At 52.1% G+C, this 20190-nt stretch carries 19 protein-coding genes and 1 riboswitch; of the genes, 18 read left to right on the forward strand and 1 reads right to left on the reverse strand.

Annotation, left to right across the window (positions count from 1 at the left end; genetic code table 11):
- Positions 1-204 precede the first annotated feature (204 nt).
- The 12 genes from AC0YNV_RS19075 (at position 205) to AC0YNV_RS19130 (ending at position 11982) form a co-directional block, all read left to right on the forward strand.
- Positions 205-870 (forward strand): response regulator transcription factor, encoded by a 666-nt coding sequence (locus AC0YNV_RS19075; protein ID WP_475769445.1) that lies wholly within the window; start codon positions 205-207, stop codon positions 868-870.
- Positions 860-2416 carry a sensor histidine kinase gene (locus tag AC0YNV_RS19080; RefSeq protein ID WP_475769446.1) on the forward strand — a complete coding sequence of 519 codons (1557 nt, stop codon included), beginning with the start codon at positions 860-862 and terminating at the stop codon, positions 2414-2416. Before AC0YNV_RS19075 ends, AC0YNV_RS19080 begins: the two co-directional genes overlap by 11 nt.
- Positions 2417-2431: 15 nt before the next feature.
- Positions 2432-3043 (forward strand): hypothetical protein, encoded by a 612-nt coding sequence (locus AC0YNV_RS19085; RefSeq protein ID WP_475769447.1) that lies wholly within the window; start codon positions 2432-2434, stop codon positions 3041-3043.
- A 372-nt stretch (positions 3044-3415) separates the two neighbouring features.
- Positions 3416-4612, forward strand: a complete 1197-nt coding sequence (locus tag AC0YNV_RS19090) for a ParM/StbA family protein (RefSeq protein ID WP_210039220.1) — start codon at positions 3416-3418, stop codon at positions 4610-4612.
- Positions 4613-4667: 55 nt separating this feature from the next.
- Complete coding sequence (locus AC0YNV_RS19095; protein ID WP_475769448.1) at positions 4668-5042, forward strand: hypothetical protein; 375 nt, start codon at positions 4668-4670, stop codon at positions 5040-5042.
- 600 nt (positions 5043-5642) lie between these two features.
- Positions 5643-6371 (forward strand): amino acid ABC transporter ATP-binding protein, encoded by a 729-nt coding sequence (locus AC0YNV_RS19100; protein ID WP_475769449.1) that lies wholly within the window; start codon positions 5643-5645, stop codon positions 6369-6371.
- 30 nt (positions 6372-6401) lie between these two features.
- Positions 6402-7307 (forward strand): transporter substrate-binding domain-containing protein, encoded by a 906-nt coding sequence (locus AC0YNV_RS19105; protein WP_475769450.1) that lies wholly within the window; start codon positions 6402-6404, stop codon positions 7305-7307.
- Between the two features lie 80 nt (positions 7308-7387).
- Entirely contained in the window at positions 7388-8041 is a 654-nt protein-coding gene (locus AC0YNV_RS19110) for an amino acid ABC transporter permease (protein WP_475769451.1), read from the forward strand.
- Positions 8042-8056: 15 nt separating this feature from the next.
- Complete coding sequence (locus AC0YNV_RS19115; protein WP_210039215.1) at positions 8057-8707, forward strand: amino acid ABC transporter permease; 651 nt, start codon at positions 8057-8059, stop codon at positions 8705-8707.
- A 97-nt stretch (positions 8708-8804) separates the two neighbouring features.
- Positions 8805-10097, forward strand: coding sequence for an ATP-binding protein (locus tag AC0YNV_RS19120; RefSeq protein ID WP_475769452.1), 1293 nt, complete (start codon positions 8805-8807; stop codon positions 10095-10097).
- Positions 10098-10106: 9 nt separating this feature from the next.
- Positions 10107-11018 (forward strand): response regulator, encoded by a 912-nt coding sequence (locus AC0YNV_RS19125; protein ID WP_475769453.1) that lies wholly within the window; start codon positions 10107-10109, stop codon positions 11016-11018.
- A 133-nt stretch (positions 11019-11151) separates the two neighbouring features.
- On the forward strand, positions 11152-11982 hold the full coding sequence (locus AC0YNV_RS19130) for an S-layer homology domain-containing protein (protein WP_475769454.1): 831 nt from the start codon (positions 11152-11154) through the stop codon (positions 11980-11982).
- 163 nt (positions 11983-12145) lie between these two features.
- On the opposite strand, the gene AC0YNV_RS19135 is transcribed toward AC0YNV_RS19130, so the two are convergent.
- The gene (locus AC0YNV_RS19135; RefSeq protein WP_475769455.1) at positions 12146-13309 is read right to left on the reverse strand and encodes an epoxide hydrolase family protein; all 1164 of its coding nucleotides are present in this window, start codon (positions 13307-13309) and stop codon (positions 12146-12148) included.
- Positions 13310-13572: 263 nt separating this feature from the next.
- Between AC0YNV_RS19135 and AC0YNV_RS19140 the strand changes: the two genes are divergently transcribed.
- The 6 genes from AC0YNV_RS19140 (at position 13573) to queF (ending at position 20021) form a co-directional block, all read left to right on the forward strand.
- On the forward strand, positions 13573-14172 hold the full coding sequence (locus AC0YNV_RS19140) for a TetR/AcrR family transcriptional regulator (RefSeq protein ID WP_475769456.1): 600 nt from the start codon (positions 13573-13575) through the stop codon (positions 14170-14172).
- A 68-nt stretch (positions 14173-14240) separates the two neighbouring features.
- Positions 14241-17366, forward strand: coding sequence for an MMPL family transporter (locus AC0YNV_RS19145; RefSeq protein ID WP_475769457.1), 3126 nt, complete (start codon positions 14241-14243; stop codon positions 17364-17366).
- Positions 17367-17450: 84 nt separating this feature from the next.
- Positions 17451-17495: riboswitch (PreQ1 riboswitch) on the forward strand.
- Positions 17496-17663: 168 nt separating this feature from the next.
- A complete protein-coding gene (queC, locus tag AC0YNV_RS19150; protein ID WP_475769458.1) occupies positions 17664-18335 on the forward strand; it encodes a 7-cyano-7-deazaguanine synthase QueC in 672 nt (223 codons plus the stop codon).
- Complete coding sequence (locus AC0YNV_RS19155) at positions 18332-18778, forward strand: 6-pyruvoyl trahydropterin synthase family protein (RefSeq protein WP_475769459.1); 447 nt, start codon at positions 18332-18334, stop codon at positions 18776-18778. Before queC ends, AC0YNV_RS19155 begins: the two co-directional genes overlap by 4 nt.
- Positions 18768-19496: a 7-carboxy-7-deazaguanine synthase QueE gene (gene queE / locus AC0YNV_RS19160; RefSeq protein WP_475769460.1), complete on the forward strand. Its 729-nt coding sequence runs from the start codon at positions 18768-18770 to the stop codon at positions 19494-19496. The genes AC0YNV_RS19155 and queE overlap by 11 nt, the downstream gene beginning before the upstream one ends.
- Positions 19497-19520: 24 nt before the next feature.
- Entirely contained in the window at positions 19521-20021 is a 501-nt protein-coding gene (gene queF, locus AC0YNV_RS19165) for a preQ(1) synthase (protein ID WP_210039206.1), read from the forward strand.
- Positions 20022-20190: the final 169 nt, after the last annotated feature.

The raw sequence follows: 20190 nt of genomic DNA on the forward strand, positions 1-20190 counted from the left end.
CATTGAAACAGTCAGTATGTGCATTTCATGGAAAAAGCCGTATCTATAATTATGAAACAATGCTTCCCTATTAACAAGTAGATCCCTTTTCGTGTTCTACTACCCTTTTGTATACTTGTAAATGCCCAGTAAATTCCTGTATATTTTCGGCCAATCTACAAATCAACTTCAGATTGGAGGCGTATAATGGAGGCGGGGTGATTATTGGTGAGTGAACGCATATTGGTAATGGAAGACGACGAGGCGATCCGGCAGCTGCTTGAGCAGTTTCTGTCCTCGCAAGGATATAGGGTGACGTCGGCAGCTGATGGAATCGAAGGGCTGCAGCTGTGGAACAAAGACTCTTATGATCTGATTATATCGGATGTGATGATGCCAAGCCTCTCCGGTTATGATGTTGTCCGGATCCTTCGCCAGCAGTCCAACGTGCCGGTTATTTTGCTGACTGCGCTGAGCGAGGAGGAGCAGCAGATCGAAGGCTTCGACAGCGGAACCGACGATTATATGACGAAGCCGTTCTCCTATAAGCTGTTGATCAAAAGGGTCGAAGCCATCCTGCGGCGGTCAAAGCCCGCCCAAACGGGCAGCTGGTTGGAATTTGAAGAGCTCAGGCTGGATACCGACTCGTACAACGCTTATGTCGACGGCGTCTCCGTGGGACTGACGACGAAGGAGTTTGAGATTTTACAAGCGCTTGTCGAGCAGGCCGGTAAGATCGTAACCCGCGAGCAGCTTTTGGACAAGCTATGGGGCTATGACTATTACGGGGATACCCGGATTATCGATACCCATTTGAAAAATATACGCAAAAAAACAAATATGCCCTATATCAAAACGGTGAAGGGAGTGGGATATAAAATTGAGCGCTAAATGGCTGAAGCATCGCTTATGGAATACGATCATGTTCAAAGTATTCGGCTTGACCGTGGCCGTTCTCCTCCTTTTCTCCGTCTGCACCTACCTGGTTATTTACACCCTGCTGCCCCATACGTACACCACTTACAAGCAGAATCAAATCGACAGCGGCATCGACAGCTTCATCGACAAGAGCGCCACGCTCTCGAACGATGAGGCTGTTAAAGCGCTGACGAAACTGCAGGAGCAGACAAACGCCTTTATCATGATTAAGGGCGAATCCCAGCAGATGCTCTATCCCTACATCCAGACTGCTGTAGCCCAAATAACCAAACCGTCAACCTTAACGCCTGTCACATCCCAGTTTCTGAATTCGCAGACGCTTTCGGCCGGGGCGATCCCGATCAAGACGCTTTCGGCCAAGGCGCCTCAAACGGCCAGGACCTTGACGTATAATGGTGAAAAAGCGTATTTGACTGCCTATTTCACGCCGCAGCCGATCGATGAGGCATCCAAAGTGCTGGTGCTGCTGTCCCCTTACGTTGCGCTGTTCATCCTCATCGCCGCTGTCGGGACTTCTTATTTTTATTCGGTTATCATCACAAGGCCCATTCGCAAAATTACGGTTTCCGCCAGCCGGATGGCCCAATTGCAGCTGGATACGCGGATTCCCGTTCATTCTTCCGATGAAATCGGGGGGCTTGCCGCCAGCCTGAATTCCATGGCCGCCAATTTGCAGGAATCGATCAGCGAGCTGAAGACGAGCAACGAACAGCTTCAACAGGAAATGATACGCGAGCGGGGGGTGGAGGCGCGCAGAAGGGAATTGTTCTCCGCTGTTTCCCATGAATTGAAATCGCCGCTTACGATCATGAAGGGACAGCTGGAGGGTATGCTTTACAAAATCGGCATTTATGCGGATCGGGATGCCTATCTCGATAAAACGCTGCAGGTGGCGGAGGAAATGGAGACGCTGATCGCCGATATTTTGCGCGTTGCGAGATCGGATGACTGGGCGCTTTCAAAAAGCGACGAGAATGTATCCCTGCGCGGGATGGTTGACGGCCTGATGACCAAATATAGGGAGCTGGGGCTGCAGCGCGGCGTTGCGCTGCATTCGTCGGTACATGAAGACAGCCGGATACGTACCGACGGGGGATTGCTGGAAAAAGCAATGAGCAATATTGTGCATAACGCCATCATTTATACGAATCCCGGAAACAAGGTCGTAGTAAGCGAGGCGGAGAAAACCGGCTGCCGCGTGATCGAGATTGTCAATACGGGAGCGCATATCGATGAAATGCAGATTGGCCGCATATTCGAGCCCTTCTACAGGCTTGAGCAGTCCCGGAGCCGGAATACGGGCGGCAGCGGATTGGGCCTCTATATTACCAAACGGATCTTACAACAGTTAGGGATCGATATTCAGGTCAGAAACACGGATGAAGGCGTCGTTTTCTCCCTTATTTTCCTGCAAAACGCATCCAAAGCACATCCGGGCTCCATCCAGACTCCAGATAAGCGGGCTAAACTGATAGATGTAAGACACATTCTATCTTAAAGGAGTTTGGTTCAAATGAAAAAGAAACTTGCTGTACTGGGAGTCGGATTGGCTCTCTCTGTCGTCACGGCTCAGGCCGCATTCGCATCTCCGTCCACCGGGAAGGAAATCCCTGCAAGCACAAGTACGGTCACAGCGGCAGCAACTCATTTCGATCCGGAGGCTTTCAAGGAACTGCTGAAATCGGCAGAGAAGGGAACGTTCACCGTTGTTGACGGAAAAACGATCATCCCCGCAAGCTCCGGCGAAGCGACCTTAACAGCGGTTCCGCTCGACCCCGAAGCCGTTCAGAAATTGCTGGCATCGGCCAAGAAGGGTAAATTGACAGTCGTTAAAGGCGTTGACGTCAAGAATCTTGTAGCTGCAAAAGGGACAACCAATGGGACGCTGTCATTTCCCGAAGGAGCAGTCAAGATGACGGGCACTCCTATCGATCCGGCGACTGTCAAGAAGCTGCTGCAAGGGAATGGAAAAGCGGTGGAAACATTGACTGCAGGGGCAGCTCAAGGAACGCTGACGATCTCTTCAAAAAAATTATCGCCGGAATTGATCGCCCAGATGAAAGCACTGCAGCTCAAAACCTCGAAGGCTGAGAGTACACAATCAACTCCTGCTGAAACCGAATAACGGAAGAACAGTTCCAAGTAAAGCAACCGGGCAGTTACCGCCGGTTGCTTTTTTTTGCGCTGATAGGAGCGTCTGTCTTTCCCCATACTTTTCATACATTTCCGGGTGGAGAAACTGAAACTAACTGCGCCGCCAAAGAACGGCAAAAGCCGTTTTTTCTTGTATAGGGACGGACGGCCATAGACAGGCTGCATGCCAGAAACGGCCTTCATTATCCAGCATTTGCGCCATTCATACAAGATTCGACCCCATCGTGAGAGAATTTTAACTTGGCGATTAGGACCATAGCGGGTTGTGCGAACATCACCTTGTATGGCAAAGTAATACTATCAGTATTTTTTACCATGTTCTATAAATAGGAGGTAGTTTCTTATGAAATTCCATTTCTTTGTGGGTAACGATAACGGGAACAGCGAGCATGATCTGATCATTGACGGCAAATTGATTCAACAGCCGAATGTGAATTGTACGGTGGACGAGCTTCCATGGAGCGAGGAGCAAACGCCGGAGAGTTTCATCAAAAATCTGCAAGAGCAGCTGGTTGTCACCATTGATTCGCCGGCTGCGCGCCCCGGCATGTACTATGTCGGCAAATTCGCACTGGAGAGCGGGGAGATTCTGGATAATCTGCAAATCGGGATCGACCTCAAAAGCGACATGGATCTGCCGATCATCAACACGCTCGCGCAAATTGCGGCTCTGGCGGTGCAGAAGGCGTATGAGGATGAGAAGAAGATACCTGCGAATATTGAGGTAGAGGCGGATATGGCAACCGCGCTTCCGGTCACGCAGCATACGGACGAGACTTCGTTGAAATTCGAGAAGCGCTTCACGACCGGCTCCCACAATGTCACGGTGCATCTGGGGATGCAGCGGATCGGCGTGAAAATCGTATTCCCTTTCACCAAGGTCGTTCCGGAGGCGACGCCTGTCATCTTCGCCCTGCAGAAGGATGCCGAGGGCAACTGGCGGGAAGGCGAGATTTTCCAATCGTTCATCGAGACCTACGATATCGAGAAGAAGTTTAACGGCAGTTATTTCAAAGACAAGCGGATCCTACATGTCGATATCGGCGACGGCTCGACGGAATATCCCATCACCGAAGGCAATAAATTTCTCCGTCAATTTGTTTACGGCAGCCATCACGGAGCGGGTTATGCGATTGAAGAGGCGCTTGACGAGTTCAACCGGCTGATCCATCTGACCGACAGCCCCCGGCAGTTTTTCAGCGACGTGCTGAAGAATCCGAAGCATAAATTCCATGCGCGCGCCATCAAGACGCTCAAGAGGCCTCTGGAGAGCCAGGTCAAGCAGATTGTTCAGAATGTCAAACGGCAGCTGACCAAGACGCGGAATGAGATCGATCTGATCTGCGTGTATGGAGGCGGCAGTATTCTGATGCGCTCGATGCTCCATCCGCTGCTGGAAGAGCTGTGCACGGAACGGGAAATGAAGCTGCTGTATATTCCTGCCGACTATGCGGTCCAGATGAACGCGCTGGGACTGGACGCATTTGTACGCGGGAAAATTTACGAAGCGCTCAAGAACAAAGCGGTGCAGCCGGTTTAAGAGGGGCACCCCGCTTAAAGAATAATCCAAGGACACGAAGAAGGTGGATCATCCCGTGAAAAAAACGAAACTGCCCGGCGACAATATCAGCTTAAAAACAAAAAAATCGGAGGATCCTGCGGTCATGCAGTGGATTAACGCACAGACCAATTTGATGGACTCTCTCCGTTATTTAATCGAGAACGAGATAAACCAGAGCGGTGTCCGTAATCTTCAGGCCTATATTCCAACCGAACGCAGCACCTTGAATTCTTCCGGATCAGCGCAGCTGCAGACTCTGAACAATGGCGCATTGAGTGCCAACCGCGAATTGGCGGCAGGCTCTGTGAGTCCGGAAGACAGCGCTGCGGCGGCAGCGCCGGAGCAGCCGGATTCCCCGGATACTGTCGAAGATGAGTTCGACGATGAGGATATAGAGGCGTGGACGTAGATGCGCAATTTCCGAGAAAAAGAAGTTCTTGGAAATACAAAATGGCATGAAGTATTATTAAGTTACACTAAGTAATACCTTAAGAGGTCTATCTGACGATACAAAATCCCCTTAATTCGGTAGAAACTTGCAGAAAAATTCAAATTTTCGCAGAGTGGGTTATTGAACATCCTTTAAATGGTTACGAATTTCGCACTTCTTTGTAACACTCAGTATCACTTAGTGATATTAAATAATTTCAAGAATTACTTGACACCACTTTTCGCCGCTTGAATATTATCATTCAAACTGATCATAAAAAGCATAATTTGACGCAGGGTCCGGACGGTTGTCCGGACTTTTTTTGACATGATTTTATAATTTTTCACGGCATCAGAAGACGTCGGAAATTAAGATTTCCCCTGCCTGTGGATAAGATGTGCATAAGATTGGGGGTAAGTGTTTTGCGAATATTCGCGTCGGATTGTATAGGTTTGCGTAGGTTGGGGTTCAAAATGAACTGTACGTCATATTCCCTCACACATAACTAACGGTTTAGGGATAGGGAAAAGGTTTGGCCGCTCTTCAGGCAAGCATCCAGGTTGGAAAGGAGAGGGTCCGGTGATTTCATTTCGCGAGGTTGAAAAGTACTACGGCGATTTCCATGTGCTGAATCACATCAATCTTCAGATTGAACAAGGTGAAGTGGTGGTCGTGGTTGGACCATCCGGTTCAGGCAAAAGCACGCTGCTTCGATGCATCAATCGTCTGGAAACGCTTAAAAGCGGGGAGTTGACCGTAAATGATTTCTCCGTACATGACAAGAAAACGGACATCAACAAGCTGCGGCGCAATATCGGCATGGTTTTTCAGCATTTCAATTTATATCCCCATAAGAAAGTGATCGACAATATTACATTAGCTCCGATGAAGGTGCTTGGGCTCTCCAGACAGGAGGCCGAGAAAACGGCCATGTATTACCTGGAGAAAGTAGGCATTCAGGAAAAGGCGCAGCAGTATCCCTCCCAGCTGTCAGGCGGACAGCAGCAGCGCGTGGCGATAGCCAGAGGGCTTGCGATGAAGCCTGGTATTATGCTGTTTGACGAGCCGACATCGGCTCTCGATCCCGAGATGGTCGGCGAGGTTTTGGATGTTATTAAGGCATTGGCGGACGAGGGGATGACCATGGTGATCGTCACCCATGAGATGGGCTTTGCCCGGGAGGTGGCGGACCGGATCGTATTTATGGATAAGGGTCAGATCATTGAAGTGGCGGAGCCCGAGGAATTCTTCACCCAGCCCCGCGAGGAGAGAGCCCGCTTGTTTCTCAACCGGGTGCTGCGCCACTAGAACAAAAACAAGTAAAAGGAGAGGGTATAAATGAAAGCAAAACCATGGATGATGGCTGGCCTGATGCTGATGCTGGTTTCCGTATTGGTTCTGTCGGGCTGCGGCAATGACAAAGGAAGCAATAATGGCGGCAATGCGGCCAGCGGCGAAAATGCGGCCAGCGGCGGTGAGAATGCGAATACGAGCGGTGCCGGCAGCGAGGCTCCTGCAGCAGGCTCCGCCATGCTGGATGAAATCAAAAGCAGGGGCAAACTGGTGGTGGGCGTCAAATTTGATACGAAGCTGTTCGGCCTGAAGAATCCGATGAACGACGAGGTGGAAGGCTTTGATGTGGATATCGCCAAAGCGCTGGTCAAAATCATCCTCGGGGACGAAACCAAGATTGAGCTCAAGGAAGTAACCTCCAAAACCCGCATGCCGATGCTCAACAATGGGGAAATCGATATGATCATCGCGACGATGACCATTACGGAGGAACGGAAGAAGGAAGTCGACTTCTCGGACATCTATTTTAAAGCGGGACAGTCGCTTCTGGTCAAGAAGGGAAGTCCGATCAAGAGCCTGGATGACGTAACCAAGGATACGAAGGTGCTGGCCGTGAAGGGATCGACTTCTGTCGACAACATCAAGGAAAAGGCGCCTGACGCTACCGTGCTGGAGTTTGAAAACTATCAGGATGCCTTCAGCGCGCTCAAGGCGGGACAAGGCGATACGCTGACAACCGATAACGCGATCCTGTACGGCATGGTTGCCCAGGACGCCAATTATGAAGTGGTAGGGGAGCCCTTTACGGATGAGCCGTATGGCATTGCGATCAAGAAGGGTGAGACGGCCCTTGTGGATGCGGTCAACGAAGGGCTGAAAACCCTGAAATCTAACGGTGAATACGACAAAATCTATGAACAATGGATCGGGGAAGCGCCAGCGGCAGAATAAAGCAAACGAACCGATTGGGACAGGGCGGCTTTAATGCCGCCCTTCTTCTCATTCAGATCATCATGGCAAGGAGGATGCATATGCCGGACTTCTCAATCCTTACCGATAACTTCGATATTTATTTGGAGGGCTTCCTCAATACGATTTATTCCAGCGTTATTGCCCTGATCGGAAGCTTTGTACTGGGCACGGTGATCGCAATCTTCCGGATTTCCTCTGTAAAACCGCTGCGATGGCTGGGATCGATTTATGTGGAGTTTATCCGCAACATCCCGCTGCTGCTGGTTGTCTTCGTTTTTTTCTATGGACTGCCGTCTCTCGGCGTTACGCTGAACGGGTTTGTCTGCGGAACCGTTGGTCTCACCGTATATACGGCTTCCTTTATCGCCGAGGTGATCCGGGCAGGCATCCGCTCTGTCCCCAGAGGCCAGACGGAAGCGGCGCAGGCTACTGGGCTTACCTATGTGCAGGCGATGAGGTATATTGTGCTGCCGCAGGCCGTGAAGATTGTTATACCGCCGCTGAGCAACCAGTTCATCAATCTGGTGAAAAACTCGTCGGTGCTTAGTGTTTTTGCGGGACTTGATCTGATGTATTTTGCAGATTCGGTGGCGAGCAGCACGCTGGCTACCTTCGATACCTATATATTTGTCGCGCTCTTCTACCTGGCGCTGACTCTTCCTTTGAGCTATATGGCACTTCACTTCGAACGCAAATGGGCCCGCAGCGGCTAGAAGGAGGGGGAACAGATGGATTTTGCCAATGCTTTCTCCACAGAGAACCTTATGTTCATCCTGGAAGGCTTCTATGTGACGCTGAAGGTCGCTTTTATCTCTATTGTATTAAGCTTTGTACTGGGTTGTATTGTCGGCACGATTCGCTATACCAAAATGCCGGTTGTTTCGCCCATTCTCGGCATCATCGTCGAAATTCTCCGCAATCTGCCGCTCCTGCTCATTATTTTCTTCACACGCTTTGCCCTGCCGGATGTCGGCATCAAGCTGGGGGTTGTGAATGCGGCCATTGTGGCGCTGACCTTGTTCGAAGGGGCGATGATTTCGGAGATTGTCCGAAGCGGCCTCAGTTCCATCGATAAAGGACAGATCGAGGCGGCCCGTTCTTCGGGGCTCAGCTATGTTCGCACCCTGTGGCATATTATTCTGCCGCAAGGCCTGCGGCGCATGGTCCCGCCGCTTGTCAGCCAGTTTATTTCCCTGCTGAAGGATACGTCCCTGGCCGTCATCATTTCACTGCCGGAGCTGATGAACCATTCCAAGATCGTCATCGGCCAAAGCTATGATTATGTCTTTCCGGTGCTGCTTGTTGCCGCAATCCTGTATTTTACGGTAAACTATGCCCTATCACTGCTGTCCAGAAGATTCGAATCCAGGTTATTGTGACGAGAATCAGACGCGAGCCTGCCGTCATCCAGCCATTGCTTCCCCGCTGCTGATTGGGCTGGCGAATCCTGGTCTAAGTAGAATAGGGGGAAACGGTTTGCCGGAACGAAAACGCCACTACGCCGAATGGGCGCAGATGCTTCTGGTTGCCATTGTGACCGCGGTTGCCGGAGAGTTCAAGATAACGCCTTTCAGCGGAGAGGTATTCCGGATTGGCCTCGGAAGCAGCGCCTTTCTGCTGTGCCTGCTGTTGATGAGGCAGTTGCCTTATGTGTACACAGGGATTGCAACCGGTATTATGGTGCTTCTCTTCCGTACTCTGAAGGACGCGGTGAACCTCTTAGATTTGTTTTCATTTGAAGCAAGCCTGCATACCCACTTCTCTGCGGCAATCTATTATATGATATTTGCAGTGGGGATGAGCCGGATCAAGCCCAAATTATCCGAGTTTCATCCGCTGCTGCTCGGCGGCTTTATTACCCTGATTGAATTTACGTCGAATGAGCTGGAGCTTCTTATCCGGAGTATCATGTTCGGTTATCGGTACTTGTATTCCTCACAGTGGCTGCTGCTTGGAGCCACCGCCGTGCTGCGCAGCTACTTTATCGTAGGGCTGTACAGCAGCATTACAATCAGCCAGATGAGGGTGGTCCATAACGAGCAGCAAAAAAGAATGGAGCAGATGCTTAATATCGGCTCCGGCCTGTACGGCGAAGTCTTTTATTTGCGGAAATCAATGGACACGCTTGAGCAGATTACGGCCAAAAGCCACAATTTATACGGCAAGCTGAGCGAATCCGGAGAAAAAGCGAACAGCCGCTCGATGCTGGAAATTACGCAGCAGATCCATGAGGTGAAGAAGGATTCCCAGCGCATACTGGCCGGTCTGCTGAAGCTGTTTGACCGGAAAACGACGACAGAGATGTCTCTCTCGGAAATCGTTGATTTTGTGTTCCGCTCGAATCACGGCTACGGCCAGATGCTCCGGAAGGAAATCCGGATGGAGCGTGAGATCAGAGCCGACTACGTCACCGATCATTATATTCTGCTGCTGACGGTGCTGAATAATCTCGTATCCAATTCGGTAGAGGCGATTGATAAGGACGGCCGGGTTCGCATACGAATAGATGAGCAGGGAGCGGAGACGGTGATTGCGGTCTCGGATACGGGGACGGGCATTGCGGAGCAGAACAGGGAAATTATTTTCGAACCTGGTTTCACGACAAAATTCAATCAGGCGGGTTATGCGGCGACAGGCATCGGCCTGTCCCATGTCCGGGATATCGTGCATGCATTTGGCGGGAAACTGCGTCTGCAGCCATCGGAGCAGGCAGATGACACCACTTTTGTTTTGGTCTTTTCGACTGATTCATTGAAAAAAGGAGTGTGAGGAACCAGGATGCTCTCATTTGGCATTGTCGATGATGATTCCGCGAGCCGGTTAATGCTGCAGTTCATTATTGAAAAAAGCGGACTTGGCGAGGTTGTGATATCGGCCGGGAATGGGACCACTGGCGAGAAAGGCATCCTGATCGCGAAGCCGGATGTTGTGCTGATCGATCTATTGATGCCGGATCAGGACGGTATTGAAACCATTTACCACTTGAAGCAGCATGGCTTCGGAGGCAAATACGTGATGATTTCGCAGATCGAAAATAAAGAAATGATCGGCAAGGCCTATCAGGCGGGCATTGAATTTTATATTCAGAAGCCCATTAACCGGGTGGAAGTGGAGGCCGTGCTGTCTAGAGTTCATGAACAGTGGAAGATCGGCTGTTATCTGGGCGAAATCAAGGCGTCCCTGTCGAAGTTGAACAGCCTGAGTCCAGAGCTGGGCAGCAGCCCGAAGAAACGGACAGCCCGTGAAATTATCCAGTCGATCCTGATGGACCTGGGCATTATCGGCGAGGGCGGCAGCCGGGATATTGTTGAAATTATGGAGCATCTGGTCCATCGTCAGCACCCGGAGACGCTCCCCCCTCTGAAGGAGCTGTACGAGGTCGCAGCCCAGGCGAATAAAGGCTTGGACAGCGATACGGAGAAAGAAGGCAAGGCCGTGGAGCAGCGGATCCGGCGTACGGTCATGGGGGCCTTGACCAATCTTGCCAGCATTGGGTTGACCGATTACAGCAATCCCAAATTCGAGCATTACGCGCCGCTGTATTTTGACTTTCAGGACGTGCGCCTGAAGATGAAGGAAATGGATGAGAATCTAAAAACAGATAAAGGAAAGGTGAACATCAAAAAGTTTATGCAAGTCCTGTATATGGAGGTGCTGGATCGTGTAAGAGATGAGCAGCAGCAAATGTAATAATACGGTGAGAAAATCTGGCTGCGCATGCTTCGTCTGCTTCTTAAAGAAAAACCAAGCTGCAACATCCGGTTGATTGTGTGCGTTATATGGGTAAACAAACACAACAAGCTGCCGGATGAGGAGAATGAAAATGAAGAAAATAGTAATAACTTCAACGCTCACAGTCGCCCTGATTATGTCTGTGGCTGCTCAGGCCTTTGCTGCAAGCACTTTCACGGATATCGACAACAGCATGGCCAAGACTCAAATTGAAGCCCTGCAGGATAAAGGGATGGTCAACGGTATATCGTCGACCGAATTCCGCCCAGCCGCCGAGCTGACTGCGGCACAAGGAATCGCCATGGTTGTCAAAGGCATGCAGCTGAGCCTGGCGGCAATCGACTTCAATAAGGCGCCTGCAGCAGAAGGTTACTACACTACGGTCACCAGCGACGCCTGGTATGCGGACAACTTCGTAGCTGCACGCGCCAACCAGCTCGATATTCCCGGGGATATTGATCCCATTGCCCCGATGACCAAGGAAGCTTTCGTACATTATCTCGTGCAGGGTCTGGAGAAAACCGGGCAGTATCCAACGGTCAAAATGTTTATCCCGATCGAAGATGAGAAGGATATTACGGTTGACTTCCAGGGCACAATTCAGCGCGCATTGCTCTACAAGCTGACAGCGCTGGATGATAAAGGCGAGTTCCATCCGCAGGCACTGATCACACGCGAGGAAGCAGCGGTAATGCTGTTCAATGCCGCTGAATTTGTGGAGAGCCACAAGGACATGGATAACGGAGCAGGCACAGGCGATGGCGCCGGCAGTGTTGAAGGCACGGATGGCGTTGACGGAGCAGGCGCGACAGACGGTTCCCAGTCAGCGGACGGTTCCGATGCGGCGGGTGGAACTGAAGGAGCCGGCGGGACGGATGCGGCGAACGGCACCGATGCGGCCGCGGGTGGAACGGAAGGCTAAGCCAAACAGCTGCAAATAGCTGGCGGAGTTAGAAGTAGCTGTTTGCGCGATCATTTTTTTTACCGGCTTTCTTACAAAAAAGGATAGAGCGATCAGATTAACATCTGATTCTCTATCCTTTTTGTTTTAGGCGTCAATTTGGAATCTTCCCGCAAGCTCCTTCTTATCTGAAGCGGCGGAAGAAGGCCTGAATGTCGGGAGCCAGAAGATCCGGCGCATCCATGGCGGCAAAATGGGTGCCGCGGTCGAATTCCGACCAGTGCGCAATGTTGGTATTGTCGCGCTCCGCGAAGCGCCGGATGGATTTGAAGTCATGGGCGCAGACAGCCAGGCCGGTCGCAGCCGTATTCGGCCCTTCCTCGCCCTGCTGATTATGCGCATTCTCGTAATACAGGCGGGCGGAGGATTCGGCTGTATTGGTCAGCCAATAGATCATAACATTCGTTAACAAAGCGTCGCGGTCAATGAAATCGATGTGGTCGCCGAAGCCATTGAACAGCTCGGCAATCCAGGCGAGCTGACCCACTGGTGAATCCGCTTGCCCATAGGCAAGCGTCTGCGGGCGGGTCGACTGAATGGCGTTGAAGCCTGCCCGCTCATGGAAATTGGCCAGAAATTGCAGGCGCTTCTGATCGTCTTCGGTCAGCCCGGCCATCTCTGCCGGATCGCCGGAAGGGAAGGAGAACAGCTGCAGCACATGGATGCCGAGAAGACCATCCGGCTTCCGGATACCCAGCTCGCGGGATACAAGCGAGCCCAGGTCGCTGCCATGAGAACCGTATTGCTCATAACCCAGACGTTTCATGAGTTCTGCCCAGGCTCTGGCGATACGGGAGATGTTCCAGCCCGGTTCAAGGTCAGACCCGGAGAAGCCAAAGCCGGGCACGGAGGGAATCACGAGATGGAAGGCATCCGCCGGATTGCCGCCGTGGGCCCGGGGATTGGCAAGCGGTCCGATCAGGTCGAGGAACTCGACAATAGAGCTCGGCCAGCCATGCGTGAGCAAGAGCGGAATCGCGTCAGGCTCAGGCGAACGGACATGCATGAAATGGATACGGGCGCCGTCGATTGTCGTCGTGAATTGTGGGAATTCATTCAGACGCGCTTCGTGCTTGCGCCAGTCGTACTTATTCTGCCAGTACTCTGCCAGTTCTTTCACATACGCGAGCGACACGCCGTATTTCCAGCCTGCTCCCGGCAGCGCATCAGGCCAGCGGGTATGGGACAAGCGGTACTGCAGGTCATCAAGGTCAGCCTGCGGAATATCGATCTGGAAAGGACGGATTTCAGTGTCTGCGGATTGTGATGTTGGTTGAGTCATTGTCATTGGTAGTGCCTCCTCGGGTTTGGTTTATCTTGTTCGTTGCTATATTTCTATCTTAAGCCATGCACCCTGACAGCTGTATGTCAGGGTGCAGAGGGGCTGAAAAACAGCTCGACGCCATTATTAGTTGAACATTTGATGAACATTCCCAAAATGGCGGGCTTGGCAGAGGGAAGAAGGCTTGCGCCCGGACTTGGCAGCCCTATATAATAATCATAAATTCAAAAGTAAACGGGTGTTTATTTATGCAGGTCCTCAAGGAAGAAATGAAAAAGAATATTCTGCGCTCTGCCCTGCTGGAATTCAAGCAGCATGGCTACAGGGATGCTTCTATGCGTCAAATTGCGCATACAGCAGGCATTACGCCAGGAAATATTTATCGGTATTTTGCCAGCAAGGAAGCTATTCTTCATGAGCTCATCCAGCCTACCTACGAGAGGTTCGTCGGATATGTGCTGGAGATCAGGCGGGATATGGACAATACCCATACCAAGGAAGCGGGCAGCTCGCTGATCTATCTGCACAAGATACAGGGTACAATCGTGAAGCTGTTCAACCAGTCGAGTCCCGAGCTGTCCATTCTGCTGAACAGGAGCGAAGGCTCCAAGTATGAGAATGTGAAGCAGGAGCTGACGACGGTCATTTTCTCGATACTGGAAAAGGCCTTTCACACGTTCCAGAACAGCGGAAGCGCAAGGCGTCAGGAGGAAGAGAATCAGGCAGCGCGGATGATAGCGGCGACCATTGTGGAGGGTATGTGCATTATTTTGCGGGATTATGAGGATGGGGATACGATTGAACGGCTGGTGGATGAGCTGATCCGCATCTACTTCGCGGGTATCGGCGACAAAATAAACAGAAGCTAGGATCTAATTTTTTTTGCTTCAATAATGAACGGCTGTTTACTATGGGTATTCGGGAGGAATTGCTGCATATGCAAAAAATCATCAAATGGCGCTGGATTCTATTAATAGTTTGGCTCGCGGCCACTGTGCTGCTGACGGTATTTCAACCGGATGTAAATGCAATTTTGCAGGAAAGAGGGCAGGATCCGCTTGCGGATAACAGTCCCTCCAAGATGGCGGCTTCGATTCTGAAGGATATGACGGGTGCGACGGGCACGAGCAATATTATCGTTTTTCATAACGAGAATAAACTATCCGACGAGGATATGAAGGGCATTGAGGCGGGCATTGCGAACCTGAAGGTCCACCAGAAGGAGCTTGGATTCGATGAGCTGCTGGACCCCTTCTCGCTCCCGGAGGCTAAATCATCGCTGATCTCCGGGGACGGGACGACGCTGATGGCCAGCTTCAGCCTGAATAAGGACGGCCGCGGGGTGGATTTGATCCAGGAGCAGTTCGATGCGGTGCTCAAGGATGTGAAGGTCCCGTATTATTTGAGCGGGGAGGACTTTATCCAGAACGATTATATTAAAGCCTCTACATCCGGAGTGGAGAAAAGCGCCATTCTGACGGTTATTTTCATTCTGGCCGTTCTCATTATTATGTTTCGCTCCATTATTATTCCGTTTGTATCGCTGGCGGCGGTCGGCTTCTCCTATCTGTGCTCCATGGGGATTGCCGCACAGGTCATTGATAAGCTGAATTTCCCCGTGACGAGCGTCACACAGATGCTGCTTGTGCTCATTCTGTTCGGTATCGGAACGGATTACAATATTCTGCTGTTCAACCGGTTCAAGGAAGAGTTATCGCATGGCCGGACCATTGACGATGCCATTATCCACACGTACCGGACAGCAGGCAAAACGATTTTGTACAGCATTCTGACGGTGTTCATCGCTTTCGCGGCGCTGAGCTTCTCGAATTTTGGCATTTACAAGTCTGCGAATGTGGTCGCCATCGGCACGGTCATCCTGCTGCTGGAAATTGTCACGCTGACTCCATTCCTGATGAAGACGCTGGGCACCAAATTGTTCTGGCCGTCGAAGAACGTGGCCGCAGGCCACAAGGAAAGCAAGTTCTGGGCGGGTCTTACGGCTATCTCCGTCAAGCACCCGATTGTGGTCACTGCTGTTATTCTCATCGCGATGATCCCAGCGGTGATGTTCAGCTCGCAGAAGCTGTCCTTTGACCAGCTGGGTGAGCTTGGAGACGGCTATCCGTCGACCAAGGGCTTCAGCATTGTAGCCGAGCATTTCAGCAGAGGGCAGGCGCTGCCGACAACGGTCGTGATTAAGGACGACAATGCGCTGAATACGAACGAATCGCTTGGCGTCATTGACAAGCTGACCGACAGGCTCAAGGGCATCGAGGGGATCAAGCAGGTGTCCAGCATTACGCAGCCGCAGGGCGAGGCGGTTGATGATTTCTATATCAGCACCCAGACGGAAAGCGTGACAGAGGGTATTGCGGCGTCCAAGGATGGTGTCGATCAGATCCAGGGCGGCCTGCAGCAAATGAATGACGGGCTGCAGAGTCCCGATTTTGCCAACGTCCAGCAGTTGGTATCGGGTACCGGGGAAGTGCAGCAGGGTTACACGCAAATTACCGATGCGCTGAGCCAGGTATCCTCCGGCATCAGCCAGGGCGCGGATGGGGCGGGGGATCTCAAGAACGGGATTACCTCCTTGAAGGCAGGGCTGAAGACCGTCGCAGCGAACACCTCCAAGCTGTCTGGGGGGATGTCAGCACTGCAAACCGGTTATGCTTCTCTGGCAGACGGGTACAAAAAGCTGGAAGGACAGCTTCCCGGCATCCAGCAGGGACTTGGCGGAATGAACGGGCTGATCGGCAGCCTTGGAACCAAATACAGCGAGCTGAGCGGAGATCAGGATTATATTACGCTGAAGAAGACGGGAACCGATCTGGAGACAGGCATCGCCCAGCTTAGCGGCGGTCTTCAGGAGCTGAACAGAAATGTAGTGAAATTGAACACCTCCTTTGCCCAATCGGCGGGCGGGCTGAAGCAGATTGCTTCTGCGCAGTCGCAGATGGTGACGGGGCTGTCGGCTCTGGAGAGCGGCGCGGGCAAGCTGACAACGGGTCTCCAGGCAGGCAGCTCGGGAAGCAAGGAAATCGCCGCTAATATGAAGAAGCTGAACGCGGCTCTCGCAAGCATCAAGGACGGTCAGCAGCAGCTCAATACGGGATTGTCCCAGCTCTCAGGGGGCATGACGCAGCTGAAGGACGGCCTCGGCCAAAGCGGCAGCGGTCTTGGCGATATCTCGGACGGCCTCGGCAAGACGGGCGAATTCCTGACGCAGCTGAAGTCGTCCAGGACATTCTTCATTCCGCGCGAGGCGCTGGAGAGCGCGGATTTCAATAAAGCGGTGGACAGCTTTATGTCCAAGGACCGTAAAACAACCAAGCTCATTGTCGTGCTGGACAATGATCCTTATTCTCCGGCAGCCATGGACACCATCGAGCAGATCAACAAGGAGCTGGCCGGGAGCCTGAGCGGAACGGCGCTTGCCGATGCCGAGTACGGGGCTGCCGGACCGAGCTCGACCACTTATGATACGAATAAGGTGCAGATCGAGAGCTTTAACGGCACAGCCATCATCGTCATCATCGGGGTGTTCCTCGTGCTGCTGCTGGTTATCCGCGCGATTCTGCCAACCATTTATATTATTTTGTCTCTGGTCGCTTCCTATTATGTTGCGATGACGGCCACCAATATTGTGACGCATTATATCATTGGCGCCGATGGCGTATCTTCCTTCGTCCCTTTCTTCTCCTTCATCATCATCATTGCGGTAGGTGTGGATTATAGCATCTTCCTGATGATGCGCTACAAGGAGGAGGGCGTGATGGAGCCAAGAGCGGCTATCGTGCAGGCAGCCAAGCATATTGGCGGAGTTATCATTTCGGCCATGGTGATTCTCGGCGGAACCTTCGCAACGCTCATTCCATCGGGGCTTGTCCTGCTGGTGGAGCTGGCCAGTGCCGTCATTGTCGGTCTGATCGTGCTCTGTTATATATTTCTCCCTATGCTTCTGCCCGCGCTGCTTGTCCTTCCGGATGCCAAAAGCAGGAAAAAGGCCGCAAGCGAAGCCAGTCCACTGCATGCCGTAAGAGCGAAAACTGGAAATGGGTAGTATTGTCCCCTGCCCCCAGTTAGTGCTACAATAAGCAGCAACAGCATAAAAATCCACAGGATGTGTTGCTAAAACACGGCAGCTGTGGGAGAGGTTCTAGCAACACCCTCTATAAAAAACTAAGGAAACGGTACCTCCTTAGGTGCCGTTTTTTTATGCCGAAAATATTGATTCCCATCATATGCGATTCGAAGGAAGAAGCTGTATCGCTGGAAAAGACCGGCCGGGAAAGGAGTAGATGCGGTACTTAGCATCTCTATAAGCTTTTGCTCGGTAATGGCAGAATAGGAGAGGAAGATGATAATGAATGAGCAGAAAGCAGTTGTTGTTTTCAGCGGCGGGCAGGACAGCACGACCTGTCTGTATGACGCCATGAGGCGTTTCCGCGAGGTGGAGGTCGTGACCTTCAATTATGGGCAGCGCCACAAGCTTGAAATGGAATGCGCAGCGCGTATTGCGTCTGATCTGGGCATCCGCCAGCATGTGCTGGATATGTCCCTGATCAACCAGCTGGCGCCGAATGCGCTGACAAGAGATGATATTGCCATTGACCAGAAGGAAGGAGAGCTTCCTTCGACCTTTGTGGACGGGCGGAATTTGCTGTTCCTGTCCTTCGCCGCGGTACTGGCCAAGCAGCAGGGTGCGCGCCATATTATAACCGGCGTCAGCCAGTCCGATTTCAGCGGTTATCCGGATTGCAGGGATGTATTCATCAAATCGCTGAATGTGACCTTGAATCTCTCCATGAATTACGAATTCGTCATTGAAACGCCGCTCATGTGGCTGACCAAAGCGCAGACATGGCAGCTCGCGGATGACCTGGGCGTATTCGGGCAGGTGCGGAATCATACGTTAACCTGCTATAACGGCATCATCGCGGACGGCTGCGGAGAATGTCCGGCGTGCCTGCTGCGCGCCAATGGACTGCGGGAATATGAAGCGGCCAAAAGCGAGGGACGGCGCTTATGATTCAACAAATCTATCCGTCCACCCAGCATCCCTATCAGTACGAGCTTAACAAGGATATGCAGTTCGCCGCCGCCCATTATGTTCCGGGTCCGGGCGCGGGGCACTGCGGCAATATGCATGGACATACGTATTTCGCCAATGTGACCATTGCCGGGAATGAGCTGGACGAGAACGGGTTTCTCGTCAACTTCTCCGATATCAAGAGGCTGATCCATGACCGTTTCGATCATTCTCTGCTCAATGAGCACACCGCGTTATTCAGCGATAAGGACCCAGACCGGTATCCGACTACGGAGATCGTCGCCCGTACGATGTTTGAGCTTATTCAGGAATTTCTGGACCGTATGCCGGCGAAGCCGCGCTGCGTGCAGATTTTTTTGCGGGAGACGCCGACCAGCTACGTGGTGTTCCGTCCAGCAGCGGGAGGTTCCTATGGCTCCTAGCAAATTCCCCGTCATTGAAATATTCGGTCCAACCGTACAGGGAGAGGGAATGGTCATCGGCCAGAAAACGATGTTCGTGCGCATGGCCGGATGCGACTACCGGTGCTCATGGTGCGATTCCGCCTTTACCTGGGACGGCTCGGGCAAGGCGGAGATTCGTATGTTGGGCGCAGCGGAAATCGCCGCCGAGCTAGACAGCATCGCGGGCGACACCTACTCGCATGTAACGGTATCCGGAGGCAATCCGGCGCTGCTGCCCCATCTGAACGAGCTGATCGAGCTTCTGCACGGCAGTGGAATCGGAGTGGCGCTGGAGACCCAGGGAAGCATCTGGCAGGACTGGTTTCTGCACATTGACGAGCTGACGCTGTCACCCAAACCTCCAAGCTCCGGCATGAAAACGGACTGGGATGTGCTGGATACGATTGTCGGCAAGCTCAGCGCTCAAGAGCGGAATTTCAGCTTGAAGGTCGTTGTGTTTGATGAAACGGATCTGCAGTATGCGATTTCCACCCATCAGCGTTACAATGGGGTGCCTTTCTATGTGCAGGCTGGCAACGAGGATGTGAAGGAGCAGGATACATCACTCCTGCTGCAGGCACTCCTGTCCAAGTATATGTGGCTGGTGGAGCAGGTTATGGCATCGGCGGAATTGACCAGGATTCGGGTGCTGCCGCAGCTGCATGCCTGGCTTTGGGGCAACAAGCGGGGATTTTAACCAAGAGAGGGGAGAAATGAACGGATGACAAGAAGCAGCGAGGAATTGAAACGCGAGGGGATCAGCCTTCTTGGCAACCAGGGGACGCAGTATCCTTCCACCTATACGCCATCGATATTGGAGACCTTCGAGAACAAGCATCCCTACCGGGATTACAGGGTGAAATTCAACTGTCCGGAGTTCACGAGCCTGTGCCCGATAACGGGACAGCCTGACTTTGCAACCATCTATATCGCCTACATTCCCGATTTGAAAATGGTAGAGAGCAAGTCGCTCAAGCTGTACCTGTTCAGCTTCCGCAACCATGGCGATTTCCATGAGGACTGCATCAATATTATTATGAATGATCTCATCGAGCTGATGCAGCCGCGCTATATCGAGGTGTGGGGCAAATTCACGCCGAGGGGCGGAATTTCAATCGATCCTTACTGCAATTATGGCCGCCCGGGTACAAAATATGAAGGGATGGCCGAGCATCGCCTGCTCCAGCATGATCTGTATCCCGAGAAGGTGGACAACCGCTAGGAGCGGCATTCCCGCAACCTGGGTATGCTCTGACTTCTGATGCCGTGCGCTTCGGCGGCAGATGCGCATGTTGTGAATCCTCTTATCCGCAAACGTCAAACAGCCCGCATCATGTTATCGCGGGCTGTTTGTGATGCGCTTATGCTGAAAATGATCCATGAAGCGAAAT

This window comes from Paenibacillus sp. JT31N11 (genome assembly GCF_056269285.1).